Source organism: Aquisalimonas sp. APHAB1-3 (assembly GCF_048323695.1).
Classification (GTDB): Bacteria; Pseudomonadota; Gammaproteobacteria; order Nitrococcales; family Aquisalimonadaceae; genus Aquisalimonas.
In genome coordinates this window covers 144,332-159,366 of sequence record NZ_JBLWFT010000006.1, presented here as the reverse complement: position 1 = coordinate 159,366, position 15,035 = coordinate 144,332, and the positions used below count along the sequence as shown (strand labels likewise).

Below are 15,035 nucleotides of genomic sequence, written 5' to 3'. Positions count from 1 at the left end.
TCCTTACCGAAGGAATCCCGGCAGGGGGAAGCGATGACGAAGCGCTCCCAGCAACCTTGTCTCGGTACCACGCTCGGCCCCGGTCAGCCACCATGCCAGCAGCACCGTTGCCAAATAAGTGCCACCGGCCACCGGCAGGACCGTAACGATGTGCACGAAAGCCGACCACTCGTCGTGGACCGGCGGCACCTCCCGACTCATCAGCACCACAGCCGCCGCCATCACGGCGGCCCCCACGAATGGGCGCCAGATCACCGCGAGACGCTGTAGCGGCCTAACTCCCAGGGTCCGGGTGAGTACCATCAGCACCGGTGGCACCAAGGCCAGCCCACCGATCACATTTGCCCAAACAGCGATTTCCAGCCCGCCGTGGTTCAGCAGCACGAACAGCAGAGGCAGCAAGATCGCAGTTTCCATGAGCACGAACAGGCCGATCCAGTAGGGCTTGCCCATCGCCATGAACAACGCAGCGCTGTTGCCCTGCAGAATCTTGGTAATGCCGTAGAGGCCAAGGACCTGCATCAGAGGAATGGCCGCAGCCCATTTCGAGCCAAGCATGAGATAGACGAGTGGCTCGGCCATAACAACCACTCCAACTGACGCAGGAAGCGTGATCATGGCGATCATGCCCTGGGTATCCAGGAAACCCTGCTGCAGGCGCGGCCTGTCATGAGCGATCTTGGCATAGCCGGGGAAAACCGCCCGCATGATCGGGAACGTCAACTGCGTTGACGGCAAGTTAGAGATTTCCTTTGCAATCCGGAACAACCCTAAGTTGGCAGCTCCGAGCATCGGCCCGATGATGAAATCGGGCCCCCGAGTGTGGGCATAACGCGTCAGGTTGGCAAAAATCACCCACCCCGAGAACGTGAACAGGTCTCGCGTTGCGGCAAGACTGAGCCGAGGCCGATAAGGGTGGATCCAGTAACTGAGCGTCACCCCCGTCAGGCGCGACGCAAGCATCCCTGCGACGAGGGCCCAGTAGCTGCGGAAGATGTAAGCTAAGGCGACGGTGACCACGAATGCGGTCAGCTTCTTCGCCACTTGGAACCAGAACTCTTTGTTGAACTGCAGTTCCTTACGGAAGGCGACGATGCCGATGTTCTCGAACCCCTGGATCACCGCGAGCACAGCCAGCGCGTAGACGATCCCCTCCACGCGTGGGTCGCCGAACAGACCCGCGAAAGTCGGTGCCAGCAGGATCAGGACGGCAGCGCTGAATACGCCGTACAGCACCATGAACGTCCAGGCGGTGTTGTAGTGGCGGCGGTCGGCGCGCTGGTTCTGAATGAGGGCAAGATCGAAACCCGCCTGACCGATGAGTTCAAGGATGGCGTAGACCGCCATCGCCATGGCAACCAGACCGAAGTCTTCGGGAATGAGTAAGCGTGCCAGAATGACGGTACTGATGACGCCGATGAACCGCTGCAGAAAGCGGAATCCAACCATCCAGGCCGCACCTTTGGCGACCTTGCTGCCAACACTGCTCATGCCGCGTTGACTCTCCCGGAGTCCGGCGCGACTTTGCTGATCACGTATCGGTGTTTCCCGGACCCTTCCAGAGCGACCTCATCGACCTGCTCGACCTTTACCTCCACGGCCTGACCAAGACGGGCCCTGAACCCAGCCCTGAGGGCCTCCACACTGGCATGCACGAAATCCCGATCGGTGACGATCTGGATCTGCACATGGGTATGGCTGTGCTGGACGATCCGGAAGTTGCGAATGCCAGGCAGTTCCCTGACCACGTAGATCAACGCGAGGCCGTGCATGACAGTGCCATCGGCGGCAACGACAAAATCCGTGGTTCGTCCCTGGATATTTTTGAGCAGAGGCAGTCCCCGACCGCATGAACACCTCCGGTCATCCAGGGCGCCGACGTCACCGGTGCGGTAGCGCACGAACGGGAAATCCTGCGTTGCGAGATGCGTCACGACCAACTCGCCCATTTCACCATCGACCACTGGGTTGCCGTCGGTATCGATCACCTCCACGACCACGTCCTCGGCCGTGATATGGAGTCCGCCCGCCGGACACTGGTGCGCCACGAATCCTGCATCCCGACCGCCGTAGCCGTTGGCGACGCGGCACCCGAACACGCGCTCTACAACCTCACGCTGGTGCTCGTACAGGCTTTCACCCGTCGCGAAGGCGACCCGGCAGCCGATATCATCCAGTCGGTACCCCTCACGCTCGGCAAACCCGGCAACGTGGGCCAGCGCCGATGCATAGCCGAACAGCATGCGTGGCCGACGGGCGCGAATGGTGTCCACGAACCCGCGCACCTTGTCATCCGACATATCGAACGCCGGCAGCAGAACCGAGCGCTGCAGCCAGTCCCGCAGTCGTTTGATACGGTCCTGGCCACCCAACTCGATGGGTGATCCCCACAGAACCACCTCCGAATCACCAATGTCCACGCCCCACCAGCGGGTGGCACGCCATTTGGCCGCGACGTCATGACTGACACGCTCGGTTCCGAGCCAGAACACGAGCGGCTCTCCCGAGGAGCCGCCCGTCGACATTCGCGTGAGCCCGCGGGCCACATCGGATTTCAGGGTATCCTGCTCACGACGGATCGTGGGTTTATCGAGAAACGGCAGACGCCGAAGCTCCTCAATCGACTGCACCGCCTCAGGGTCGAATCCAAGGGAGCTGAACAGACGACGGTAATAGGGGACGTGCGCGCCGGCGTGGGCGAGTAGCGCCCGAAGCCGTTCCAGCTGCAGCGCTCGCAACGCTGTGGGCTCCCACCACTGGGTGCGCTCCATCCACCTGCGCGCGGCGACACTGTTGTGCCCCTTCAGCCGCTCATGCAGTGGGAACAGGCCCGCGGCGAACAGACGCGTATACAGGTCACTCATGACACCGCCACCGCCTCCGGTTCTTGCGACAGGCCCAGGCCCGCGGCGGACCATCCGAGCTCCACCAACAGCGCATCACAGGCCGCACGCACCTCCGGATCGATATCCGGCGCCGGCGCCTTGCGCACCGAGCGCGGCGTGACGTTGGCGGCAAGCCGGTCACCGTAGTCCAGCCCCAGAAAAGCAAACACATCCCGGAACTCCACGTGGGGATCGGTCACCAGCCGTTCATAGCTGACCAGGATCACGCGCGGATCATCCGCGAGTCCGGTATCGAACAACAGCCGATTACGTGTGTACCAGAACAAAGCAACGCGGGAAGCCTCGTTCATCTCCGGGTAGTGGAGTTCCCGGAGGCGTGCGTGTGTTTCGCGGGACATCCCTTTGCCCATCCAGACATGGAACCCCGGATCGTCGACGAGACCGGACACCTGGTCCGCCACCTTGCCGAACGACCGCAGGGAAGAATTCACCGCGTCATCGTAGTGGCGTACAACCCAGATGACGCGCGCCGGCGCAAACCGCTCCATCAGCCACGGCAGGCGGTCCATTTCGCACAGAGCCTTGATCACGAACACCGGCGCCCTTGCACGGACGATGAGGTTGTCGATGGTCTCCGGCGGGCGCATCAGATACTCGTCGAACGCCCTGGGGTCACGCTCGTGATAGACGGTCGTGTCGTAGCTGCGGTCGAGAATGTTCATCACCATATTGGTTCCCGAGCGCTGCGCTCCTACGACGAACGCATGGAGTCCCGGCCGCACTCCTTGCGTCAAAGCCCGCCAAGTCTGCACCGATTCCTTTGTCTTTCTTGCCATAGCGCGCCGGAACCGGCGTCGCGCACGTTTCAAGAGCGGCTGATTCATGGCCGTGAGGCTCCTTCTACCCGCGTCTGCTGACACCCCGCACTGGCGGCACCCACTGCACCGCTCAGCAACGCGACCAGGGCGTCGACACGACCGTCCCAGGCATTCTCCCGGGCATGGCTGCGAATGGCATCACGATCCCACCGACGGTCCAGGGCGGCGTGTAGTTCGCGGACCAGCGCCTCCCGGTCACCAAAGGGAATCACGGTGCCCAACTCCTCTCTGACGACGACGCCCGCATTGCCACCCACATCCGTGGCCACAACCGGCACGCCGCACGCCATGGCTTCCAGCAGGACATTGGCCCAGCCCTCGTTACGGGAGGCAAGGACGAAGACGTCGGCGGCGGACAAGGGCACATGCAGCGCATCGGGCGGCACAACCCCGAGAAAGTGCACGCGTTGCTCCAGCCCGAGGGACCGTACCTGCGCCTCCAGCCGCCCGCGCCAGTCGCCCTCGCCGCTACGGCCACCCACTACCAGGTAGTGCAGTTTCGGGTGCTCCGCGACAAGGTCGGGAAGCACATCAATCACCCGGTGAAATCCCTTGCGCTCGGTCAGGCCGCCGACGGTGATCAGCACGTCGGCATCATCCGGCAGCCCCAGGGTGCGCCGGGCCTCGCCCCGGGGAATCGGGGCGAACAGATCCGGGTCGACGCCATTGCCGACCACCGCCAGCCGTTCATCGGCGACGCCCTGACCGCGGGCCCAGTCGGCAAGGCTGCCGGCGACACCAATGACGCGGGCGGCAGCCCGCAGGGCGCGCCGCTGCAACCGGCCCCGGACTGCTGCAGCGCCAATGCGCGGCTCGGTGCCCCGCAATGTCACGGTGAACGGCACCCGCAGCCACCGCGCGATCACGCATGCGGCGTGGCCGTCCGGGTAACCGAAATGGGCGTCGATCAGATCCAGCTTCCCGGCGCGGCGTAATCTGGAAAGCAGCGGCATCGAGCAAACCGCCATGCTGATGCTGTCCAGTGACCGGCCCAGCAGCGGCAGCGCCAGGAAGCGGGGGCGGTGGATTTCGACCCCGTCTCGCCATTCATGCGATGCACCGCCCGGTCGATACCCGGGACGGAGCCACCGCAGCACCCCCTGGCCGGGGAACCAGGGCTGAGGCGATACCACTATCACGGGCAACTGCCCGGCCACGCGCTTCATGCGTTCATGGATGAAGATCCCGGCGGTCGGCTGTTCCGTGCTGGGATAAAGGCTTGCGAAGACGACAACGGCAGGGTTCACGGCGCCACCCCTTCCAGGGACAGACGCCCGTAGACGTCACGGTACCGCGCCACACTGGCCCGCCAGTTCCGCTCGTGTTCGACGAACGCGCGTCCGGCCGCCCGCAGCGCCGGCCAGGTGTCGCGTTGGTCCAGGAGGCGCAGCACGGCCTGTGTCAGGGCGCGGGGGTTTCCCGCCGGGAACAGGATCCCGGTGTCGCCATCGCGGATCAGCTCTCGGTGTCCACCGACGTCTGACGCCACCATCAGGTGCCCCTGCGCCATGGATTCCAGCGGTTTCAGCGGGGTGACCAGCTCCGTGAGGCGGATCGACCGGCGGGGATACACCAGGACGTCGATCAGGTCGTAATAACGCTGAACCTCCTCATGGGGGACGCGGCCGGCGAAAACGACCGCATCCTCGACCCCGACCGTGCTGGCGAGCTGCCGCAGGGCATGCTCCTGCCGGCCTCCGCCCACGAGTAGTAGGCGCGTATCCGGGCGCTGCCGCAGGATCCCGGGCAGCGCCTCGATGAGGATGTCCAGCCCTTCGTAGCCGTAGAACGACCCGATAAACCCGAGCGTCAGGCCCTCGCTTAGCCCGTATCTGGTGCGCAACTCCTGATCAGGAGCCTGCCGCAGCCGGAAGCGGTCCACGTCCACAGCGTTGGGAATCACGGTGACGCGGTGGGCCGGAATGCCCCTGTGGATGATGTCCTGCCGCAGGCCTTCACAGATGGTCGTCACGGCATCGGCCCGCTTCAGCGCCCAGGTCTCCAGCGCCCTGGTCAGCCGATACCGGAGCGCGCCCTCGCGGGTTGCGCCATGATCCACGGCGGCGTCCTCCCAGAACGCCCTTACTTCATAGACCACGGGGATGTTCAGGTGCCGCCCGACGCGCAGCGCCGGGATCGCGTTCAGGGCCGGGGAATGGGCGTGGATGATGTCCGGCTCCACTTCCTCCGCCACGTCCATCAGGCGGCGCGTCAGCGTATCCATCAACCGCCACTCGCGCACCCCGCTCATGGTATCGCCGCCCGCCCAGGGCGTCCGGTAGAAACGCCAGCCATCGACATCTTCACACAACGCGTCCGTCACCCCCTGTTTCGGGCTGGTGAGGTGAAATGTCTCCCAGCCAAGCCGGTTCTGCTCGTGCAGAATTGACAGGGTGCGGAAGGTGTAACCGCTGTGCAGGGGCAGGGAGTGATCCAGCAGGTGCAGGATCCGCGGCGGGCGGGTTGCCTCCCGGGCGGGAGCTTGTATCGGTTCAGCCATGGAAGCTCTCCCTGTACAGGGCCCCGGGGCCGGTATGCTCGACCACCTGGCGAATGCGCTCGATCTGCCCGGCCTCAAGGCGCTCGCGCCAGCGATCCACCTCACGGGCGGCATCACGGTAGACGCTGTAGTAGGCATCGCCGTCGGCGGAGACGCTCGAACCGAGGAACGCCTCGATGGCGGGCTCCCAGTCCATGCCGGCGAACTCGATCATGCGGCGCGCCTCGGGCAGCGGGTCCAGACAGATGTCCTCGTAACGAACCGTGCAGGCATTGTCGAGTCCGTTCAGCTCATCCATGGCCTTCTCGTTGAACAGGACCCAGCGCCAGGCCAGGCGGCTGATCGCATCCATGGACTGCAGACGCTTCAGCGTCAGGCCGTGACGCTGCGCCTGGGGCGTCTCGCACAACATGGCGAAGAGATGCCAGTCCTGGCTTGAGGGGCAGTCATCGCTGAACTGCCCGGTCGCCTCCCCCCGCAGCACTGACGCGATCTGACCGCAGGGGTGACGCAGCAGGTGGATGACCCGAAGCCGCGTGTCGCAACGGGCGATCAGGCCGGCACGCCCGGTGGACTCGATTGATTTCCACACCATCACCGGAGCCCCGTTGGCACCCCCGACCGGCTGCACCACCGGCCAGGGCAGCCGCCCGCGCGTCGCCTTGTCCAGGTAGACGCTGGAGCGGAATACGGCGAAGCGCCAGCCGGGCAGGTAACGCTTCGGGAACAGCGGCAGTTTGCCGCAGACCCTGGGATCCCGGCTGTCCGGCAACCCGTGCAGAAAACCCTGAATGCGATCGCGGTACGCCGGGGTCGGCTCCGGCGGCGCGTGGATGGGAACGTCCCGCAGCGCCCGGCCACGATCCGGCTCGTGCCGGTACAGCGTGTCGGGATGGCTGTCCAGAATCTTGCCCACCCATGTGGTACCCGAGCGCGGCAGCCCGACCAGCAGCACGCTCATGCGCGCGCCTCCCGGATGTCGGCGGGCGGCACCGAGTTCATCATGGGTACTGTCGCTGTTTGGTTTCGCAGGAAGGCGTCGAACATGAGCAGTGACCACAGCATGGCACTGTTGTCGCGCCGACCGGACTGGTGCTGATCCACGGCCCGCCGCAGGTAGGCCGCGTCGAAGTAGCCGGAATCCAGCATGGCGGGCCCGGTCACGGCCTGACGGACGCGCTCGCGCAGCGGACCACGGAACCAGGCAGCCAGCGGCACAGCAAACCCCATCTTGTTGCGATACAACACATCCCGTGGCAGGTAGGGCTCCAGCCCCCGCTTGAAGACGTGCTTTCCCTCGCCGCCGCGCAGCTTGAGCGACGACGGCAGCGTCGCCATCCACTCCACGAGCTTGTGATCAAGAATGGGCACGCGCACTTCCAGGGCATGCGCCATGCTGGCCCGATCCACCTTGGTGAGGATGTCGTCGGGAAGATAGGTCTTGAGATCCAGGTACTGCACCCGGGAGAGGGGATCGTCCGTGGGCGCCTTGCGGTCGTGACGACGCAGCACCTCGACGGCGTGATACCCCTGCAGCTCGCGCCGGAACCCGTCACTGTAGAGCGCCTGGCGGTGACCGTCGTTGAGCACCGAGATGTTGTGGAAATACCCCTCCACCGTGTCCCGGGCAAAGGCCTGGAACGTCGCCTTGGCACGCAGGACGCGGGGAGCCCAGTCCGCCTTGGGGTACACCTGCCCGAGCACGCCGAACACCGATTGCCGGAGCCTCAGTGGCAGACTGCTGCGCAGGCGCTCCTCCTGCCGGTGAAAGCGGTAGCGGCGATAACCGGCCAGATTCTCGTCCCCGCCGTCGCCGGAGAGGGCCACTGTTACGTCCCGGCGCGCCAGCCGGCACACCTCGTAGGTGGGCATCGCGGAGCTGTCCGCATAGGGTTCGTCGTAGAGCCCGGCGAGGCGGTCGACGAGCGAGAAGTTGTCGGGGCTGACCTGCTCGACCCGGTGCCGGGTACCGTACCGCCCGGCCACCTTCTGCGCGTAGGCCGCTTCATCGAAGGCCGGATCACCGAAGCTGATGGAACAGGTGTTCACGGGCTCGTCCGAGAGCTCCGCCATCATGGCGACCACGGCACTGGAATCCACGCCACCCGACAAGAACGCGCCCAGCGGCACATCCGCAATCAGGCGGATGTTCACGGCCTCGCGCAGGCGCTCGATGAGCTCCACCCGGGCGTCGTCCTCGTTAATGGCCTCTGCCTGGAAGCGGACGTCCCAGTACTCCCGCGGTGCCGGCATGGGCTGCCCGCGCTGAACGGTCAGCGTGTGCCCCGGCGGAAGCTTGCGCGCCTGACGATAGATGGTGCGGGGTTCAGGCACATAGCCGTAGGCAAAGTACTCCTCCACGGCATAGGGGTCGAGTTCACGCATGAACCGCGGGTGCACGGTCAACGCCTTCAGCTCCGAGGCGAACGCCAGGGTGCCGTCGGGCAGCTCCGCGTAATACAGAGGCTTGACGCCAAGCCGGTCACGGGCCAGAAACAGCGTCCCGCGGCGCTCGTCCCAGACAGCGAAGGCGAACATGCCGCGAAAGCGCTCCACGCAATCCGCGCCCCACTCCTCCCAGGCATGGACGATCACCTCCGTATCGCAGTGCGTGCGGAAGGCGTGACCCAGGGCCGCAAGTTCGGCGGCCAGTTCCTGGAAGTTGTAGATCTCGCCGTTGTAGACCACCACGACGGTGTGATCTTCGTTGTACAGCGGCTGCTGCCCGGACGAGAGATCGATGATCGACAACCTGCGGTGCCCCAGCCCGATCCCGCGGCCCAGGTGCAATCCCCCTTCGTCGGGGCCGCGGTGGTGCTGGGTCTCGTTCATGCCGTGCAACACCGCCCGGCTGACCTCTGCACGGCCCCGCATGTCCATGATCCCCACAAGTCCGCACATTCCTGCCTATTCCTCTGCCAGGCCCGCACCGCGCTCGCGCAGGAGCCGTTCGTAGACATCGCCGTAGCGCCCGACCATGGCGTCCAGGCTGAATTCCCGCTGTACCCGCTGTCGTCCCTGCTCGCCCCAGGCCCGCATGCGTCCCTGGTCGGCAATCACCGAGGCGATACCGTCTGCCAGGGCGGTGGAGTCGGCCGCCGGCACCAGCACGCCGGTCTCGCCGTCAATCACCAGCTCTGGATTGCCACCCACGTCGGTTGCCACCACCGGCAGGCCGCTGGCCATGGCCTCCAGCACCGTGTTGCAGATGCCCTCGGCCAATGACGGCAGCACGAACACGTCCATGCTGCGCAGCAGCTCGGGCACATCGTCGCGATCCCCTGGCAACCAGGCCGTTTCCGCCAGCCCGGCCGCATCCAGTAACTGCTGTGCCTCCGACCGCAGGGGGCCATCGCCAACGATGATCAGGCGCAGGCGTTCGCGGCCGTCCGCATGGCGCTGCACCAGTTCGATGAAGGCGTGCACGAGGTTGAGGGGGTCCTTGACCGGCTGCATGCGGCCGACCGTGCCGATGACCAGCTGCTGCCCGCCCTGGAACGCGGGCACGGGCCGGCGCTCCTCCGCCGGCCGGAACCGCTGGGTGTCGACGCCGTTGTAGAGTTGCGTCACCCGACGCTGACCGATGCCAACAGGCCCGGTGAGGTAGCGTTCCAGATCGCGGGAGAGCGCAATGTAATGGTGCACCCAGGGGCTGAAGACGCGCCGGATCCACTGGTACTTCACGCTGCGTCCGTCGAGATCGGAGACGTCACGACCGTGCTCGCCATGGATGCGCACCGGCACGCCGGAGAGCCCCGCCACCACCTGACACTCCAGCGCCGCCAGGTTCCGGCTGTGGACGATGTCCGGGCGCAGTCGGCGGAGCAGTCGCCAGAGACGGACCTGCGTGCCAAGCCCCAGGCCCGGCGGCTTGCGCAGGGCGTACAGGGAAACATCCCCTCGGCGAATCCGGTGAGCGAACGCCGTGTAGTCATCCAGGCAGATCACCACGTGGCGGTAGTGATCGGTGGACAGGGTGTTGACCAGGTTCACCAGGCCGTTCTCCAGCCCGCCGGTACCGAGACGATAGACAATGTGGGCCACCAGCGGCCGCGGATCACGGCCGTCCCGTGCGCTGACCATGGGCATGGTGCTCACTGCCCCTCCAGCCGGGTCAGCCGCGCCTGCACTTCAGGCAGCATGGCCTCGGCAAACGACGCCATGGCGGTGTTAACGGCCTCGGGCGAATCGTCGTAAGGCGCGAAGATGACAATATTGGCGGCGAGGTCGCGCCCGCCCATGAGCCGGGAGAGCGCCTCCCTTCCCTTGACCACGTGCCGGCTGGTGGTGAGATGGCCGTCCACCCAATACCACTGCCAGACCAGCAGGCGCTGATCCGGTCCCGACAGAAGGGCCTGCCGGGAGCTGGCGTATCCGCGCCCACCACTGCGCTGGCGCCAGTCGTCACTGTTGCGCTCGATCAACGTGTTGGCCCAGGTCACCATCTTGCCGTGACGGTTCTGTTCCGCATACACGCCGACGTACACGCCGACAGCATCGCTCCCTGCAGCGTAGCTGCCCTGCCATTCATCCCGGGCGTGATGGTACAGGGGCACCCAGTCCGGCTCAGCGTCGGTCAAATGCCACTGGCCGACGCGCTCGGGCAGGGTGCCAAGGTCCGGCGCGCTCCAGCGGTCCTCACGATCCATCCAGGCCGCATAGGCCGGCGCCGCGACCAGCACCCCCATGGCCAGCGCCGTGGTGGCGGCGAGATGATTGCTGCCCCGGAAGCGGGGAGCGGGCTCCGGGCCGACGGCGTTGTGCTGCAGAGGGCGGGGGGTATCCTCGCGCCAGAATGACCCGACCCAGAACATCAGGAAGATGACGATGCCGAAGAACACCCAGCCATAGAGCAGGTGATCCACCCCCACTGCCAACTGCATGTCGCTGAGATGGCCGATCATCACGATCATGTAGGCACGCAGCCCGTTCGCCAGGATCGGCAGTGTGATGGCGAATGCGAGAAACAGCAGGCGGCGCCGCCATGAGCGATACATGAGGTAGGCGTACAGCGTCCCCAGCGCCACCGAAGCAATGAGGTAGCGGATGCCGCTGCATGCCTCGACGACCGACCAGTTACCCGTGGGCAGGGTGAAGTACATGCCATCGCGATACACCGGGATGCCGGTCAAACGCACCATGGCGACGGTGAAATCGGCCGTGTAGACCATCAGCGGCTGCACCAGGAACTCGCCGAAGGGCACGGCGAAGAGCAGATACCCCAGCGGGAACTTCATCTGCCAGGCAATCCTGGCGCCGAGGATCAGCCATACCAGCACGGGGATCATCAGCACGACGCTGAACTGCCGCACGGACCAGACATCCACCAGTTCACCGAGCATCCACAGGAACGCCAGGCCACCGAGGGCAACGGCCGCCACGGGCGCCGGCTGCGGTGTCAGCCGCGCAAGGGCGTGACGCTGTCGCCACAGAACGAACAGCACGATGGGGACGATCAGAAACCCATGGGTGTACGTTTCGGTATTGGACCAGGTGGTGACCATGCTTCGGAAGGTCGGATAGAACACCCCCAGCAACAGCACCACTGCACTGCCCAGTGCCAGCAAGGCACCCGGCCAGGGATCCCGCAGGGCCTGTGCCGCCGAGTACGCGTGGCGATCAACGGCCATGCCCGGCCTCCAGCGCGTCCGGGACAGCCCCGAGCTGCGGTGTGTCACTGCGACGGGGCGAAAGCATCGACTCCAGCCGACCGAGGCAGGCGTTCCAGGCGTAATCCTGCTCAACGCGGGCGCGGGCCCGCTGCCCGAGCGCCGCATCCGGACAATGCAGCTGCTCCTGCACACACCGGGCGAAAGTCTCGGCATCGTCGGCGCACAGCACCTCCTGCCCTTCCACGGCGTGAATGCCGGACAGGGCCGGGCCGGTGGCCACCACCGGCCGGGCCATGGCCATGGCTTCCAGCACCTTGTTCTGCACCCCGCGGGCAACCCGGAGCGGTGCAACCGCCACGGCGGCATGCCCGAGCCATGGACGCATGTCGGGCACGCCGCCCGTGACCGTCACGCCGGGCTCCTGCGCCAGCGCCCGAACCGCCCGTCCGGGCCCGCGACCCACAATGAAGAAACGCGCCGCCGGCTCGGCGGCACGAATCAGGGGAAACACGGAACGGGTGAACCAGATCACCGCGTCCTCGTTGGGCCAGTAATCCATGGCACCGGTGAACACCAGCACCTTGCCGTTCTCAGGATAGGGCGAGTGCCCGCTAAGCGCCGGATCGAAGTAGCCCGTATCGACACCGTTGTGCACGGCATGCACCCGCGCGGCGCTCTCCGGTGCCAGGGCCCGGAACAGGTCGGCCTCGGTGTCGGAGACAAACACGGCGGCACTGGCCTCGTGGGCGATGCGCCGCTCGAAGTCGAGCAGGCGACGCCCCTCCCGGGAATAGACCCAGCGCATCGGCAGGCGGCGGCTGCTCGCATACTGCCGCCACTTTTCGGAATCCACATCGACCAGGTCGACTACACGGGGCAGATCCGGATAGGACGCCACGTACTGCGCCATGGTGGATGAGAACACCACGGCCTGATCGATACCGTGGGTGTCGATGGTGGCGTCGACCCACTGGGCAAGGCCGCGGTCGCTATAGTAAGGCAACCCCAGCGGTGCCCCGGTGAGCAGCCCGGTAAGGGCACGCAGTTTTGCCCGGCGCGGTTGCAGCGGGGCGATGAAGGCACTGGCACAGACAGCCTCAACGTCGGACACGTAGCGCAGGTCTTCCGGATCATCCACGAACGTGCCCAGGTGCACGCGGTAGCGCTCGGCGAGATAGCGCAGCAGGTGGAAAGAGCGGATCTTGTCGCCCTTGTTCGGGGGCCAAGGTATGCGATGTGTCAGCAGCAGCAGGTCTTTCATCACGCTACCCCAGGTTCCTGACAATGCGGGGGCCCAGCACGTTCGCCACGGCCAGAGGCAACCGCTGCCACATGCGAATGGCCCGCTGGTACTTCGGGTTCAGAGGATTGTTGTCGGGCACCTTGTCGCCCTGATGGAGCTGGAACTCGTAGTACAGGGGCTGCGGCTCGAACCCCCAGTTCTTCTTGAAGCTGTACGAGCCGGTTCCCTTTTTGCTGCGGCCATAGTCGAACACGCGGTAGCCCGCCTCGCAGCCACGGCGCATGAGTTCCCAATAGAGGAAATCGTAGCCGGCCACGTCACGGGCCAGCGGCATGCCGGCGCCGTAGTACGGCATGACTTCGTCTCGGAAATAGAAGGTCATGACACTGGCCACGGGCTCGTCGTCCTGATGCACGGTCAGGATGCGGCAATCCTCGCCGAAGACATCCCGCAGCACCTGAAAATAGTGCTTGCTGAACACCGGGGTTCCCATGCGGTGGACGTTCTGCGCGTAGACACGGAAGAACCGGTCGACATCATCATCGAAACGGCTGGCGAGTCCCGCTTTCATGCCCTGCCGGACCATACGCCGCTGCTTGCGCGGAATGGCCTGCATGTTGGCCTCCACATCCGGCTCAATGGACTTGCGGAAGGTCACGTAGAGCGCCTTCGTGGGCCAGTCCGTGTGCCGCGGGGCGAGATTGCGGTACTCCAGATGATCCACTCCGAGTTCGGCGGCCCGTGCCTGGGCGGCCCGGTCCAGGGCCGATGCGGCCGCGTCCGTATCCGCAGCGATTCCGCCGTATACGCAGAACGGCAGCGAGACGAGCTGGTCACCGAAGAGCATGCTGCGCATCCGCGCCAGGGGAAGAACACCTTCTATACGGTCGCCGCGGGTGGCCATCATGAAATAGGTGCGATGGCCGAAGGCACGCTCGATGACCGTCTGCCAGCCGGCACGGTGGCAGAAGGTGGCCCCGGGGCAGGCATCCACGAAGGCATCCCAGCGCTGGTGGTCGGCGGGCTTGAGCTCGCTGATCTCGACGCCTGCAGAACTCATGACTGAACCGGCACCCCCGCTGTCTGTAAGTCGCTGGCCGCGGCACCGTCAGCGGTGCGGCCCAGGGCATGGCCGTAGACGACGCTCACCGGCCCCCAGCGGAAATCCCGCAGCAGGCGGCGCAGCCGCTCCTCGGTGCGGGCAAGGTTGACGTAATGGCGAAACCGCGTTTTCAGGCTGACGCCGGGGATGCGTGGCTGACCGGGATCGATCTCCCACGGGTGCAGGTAGAAGATTCCGGGGCGTCGGTCATGTCCGTTCATACGGCGCAACGCGCCCCGCGAGACGCTGTAAGGCAGCAACCGGAAGTAGCCGCCACCGGCCGCGGGCAGGTTACGGCCTGCCAGGCGCACAGTCGCCAGGGGTAGCTCCACCACGCCATCGTCGCCCAGGGGGCGGAACGGCTCACGCGGGGCGTCCGGCATACCGTAGTGGTCATGCTGCACCGGATACACGCTGGAGCTGTAGCGATGTCCGGTCTCCCGCAGGGTGTTCAGAGCATGGAGGTTACCGGAGCCGATGGAGAAGCTCGGCGCCCGGTAACCCTGAACGGACACGCCGCCCACGTCTTCAAGCACGCCCTTGGCGCGGGTGACGTCATCACGGAACTCGGCCGTGGTAAGTTCCGTGACGCGCTGATGCCAGTAGCCGTGACTGGCCAGTTCGTGCCCGCCGGCAACGATCCTGCGTACCAGCGCCGGATAGCGCTCGGCAACCCAGCCCAGCGTGAAGAACGTGGCACGGACATCGGCAGCATCAAGCATGGCCAGGAGCCGATCCGTATTGGCCTCGACGCGGCACGGCATGGTTCGCCACTGCCCACGCGACACATGGGGCTCCATGGCCGAGACCTGGAAGTAGTCTTCCACGTCGAAAGTCATCGCGTTGATGGGGGT

The 15,035-nt window shown here is 65.7% G+C and carries 12 protein-coding genes; all 12 read right to left on the bottom strand.

Going from position 1 to position 15,035, the window contains the following annotated elements:
* Positions 1 to 3: 3 nt before the first annotated feature.
* The 12 genes from ACNSTU_RS11205 to ACNSTU_RS11150 are packed head-to-tail and all read right to left on the bottom strand — an operon-like array spanning position 4 to position 15,020.
* Positions 4 to 1,491, bottom strand: coding sequence for a lipopolysaccharide biosynthesis protein (locus tag ACNSTU_RS11205; protein ID WP_418212356.1), 1,488 nt, complete (start codon positions 1,489 to 1,491; stop codon positions 4 to 6).
* Complete coding sequence (locus ACNSTU_RS11200) at positions 1,488 to 2,864, bottom strand: phenylacetate--CoA ligase family protein (protein WP_418212355.1); 1,377 nt, start codon at positions 2,862 to 2,864, stop codon at positions 1,488 to 1,490. Before ACNSTU_RS11200 ends, ACNSTU_RS11205 begins: the two co-directional genes overlap by 4 nt.
* The gene (locus ACNSTU_RS11195) at positions 2,861 to 3,682 is read right to left on the bottom strand and encodes a sulfotransferase family protein (protein ID WP_418212354.1); all 822 of its coding nucleotides are present in this window, start codon (positions 3,680 to 3,682) and stop codon (positions 2,861 to 2,863) included. The genes ACNSTU_RS11200 and ACNSTU_RS11195 overlap by 4 nt, the downstream gene beginning before the upstream one ends.
* 44 nt (positions 3,683 to 3,726) lie before the next feature.
* A complete protein-coding gene (locus tag ACNSTU_RS11190; protein WP_418212353.1) occupies positions 3,727 to 4,971 on the bottom strand; it encodes a glycosyltransferase in 1,245 nt (414 codons plus the stop codon).
* Positions 4,968 to 6,224 carry a TIGR04063 family PEP-CTERM/XrtA system glycosyltransferase gene (locus ACNSTU_RS11185; protein ID WP_418212352.1) on the bottom strand — a complete coding sequence of 419 codons (1,257 nt, stop codon included), beginning with the start codon at positions 6,222 to 6,224 and terminating at the stop codon, positions 4,968 to 4,970. The genes ACNSTU_RS11190 and ACNSTU_RS11185 overlap by 4 nt, the downstream gene beginning before the upstream one ends.
* A complete protein-coding gene (locus ACNSTU_RS11180; RefSeq protein ID WP_418212351.1) occupies positions 6,217 to 7,185 on the bottom strand; it encodes a sulfotransferase family protein in 969 nt (322 codons plus the stop codon). Before ACNSTU_RS11180 ends, ACNSTU_RS11185 begins: the two co-directional genes overlap by 8 nt.
* Positions 7,182 to 9,125 carry an XrtA/PEP-CTERM system amidotransferase gene (locus ACNSTU_RS11175; protein WP_418212350.1) on the bottom strand — a complete coding sequence of 648 codons (1,944 nt, stop codon included), beginning with the start codon at positions 9,123 to 9,125 and terminating at the stop codon, positions 7,182 to 7,184. Before ACNSTU_RS11175 ends, ACNSTU_RS11180 begins: the two co-directional genes overlap by 4 nt.
* Positions 9,126 to 9,131: 6 nt before the next feature.
* Positions 9,132 to 10,313 (bottom strand): TIGR03088 family PEP-CTERM/XrtA system glycosyltransferase, encoded by a 1,182-nt coding sequence (locus ACNSTU_RS11170; RefSeq protein ID WP_418212381.1) that lies wholly within the window; start codon positions 10,311 to 10,313, stop codon positions 9,132 to 9,134.
* A gap of 5 nt (positions 10,314 to 10,318) precedes the next feature.
* Positions 10,319 to 11,854, bottom strand: a complete 1,536-nt coding sequence (gene xrtA, locus ACNSTU_RS11165) for an exosortase A (protein ID WP_418212349.1) — start codon at positions 11,852 to 11,854, stop codon at positions 10,319 to 10,321.
* Positions 11,844 to 13,097 (bottom strand): TIGR03087 family PEP-CTERM/XrtA system glycosyltransferase, encoded by a 1,254-nt coding sequence (locus ACNSTU_RS11160; RefSeq protein WP_290637898.1) that lies wholly within the window; start codon positions 13,095 to 13,097, stop codon positions 11,844 to 11,846. The genes xrtA and ACNSTU_RS11160 overlap by 11 nt, the downstream gene beginning before the upstream one ends.
* Positions 13,098 to 13,101: 4 nt before the next feature.
* Positions 13,102 to 14,139, bottom strand: a complete 1,038-nt coding sequence (locus ACNSTU_RS11155; RefSeq protein ID WP_418212348.1) for a FemAB family XrtA/PEP-CTERM system-associated protein — start codon at positions 14,137 to 14,139, stop codon at positions 13,102 to 13,104.
* Positions 14,136 to 15,020 (bottom strand): XrtA system polysaccharide deacetylase, encoded by an 885-nt coding sequence (locus ACNSTU_RS11150; protein ID WP_418212380.1) that lies wholly within the window; start codon positions 15,018 to 15,020, stop codon positions 14,136 to 14,138. The genes ACNSTU_RS11155 and ACNSTU_RS11150 overlap by 4 nt, the downstream gene beginning before the upstream one ends.
* Between the last annotated feature and the right edge of the window lie 15 nt (positions 15,021 to 15,035).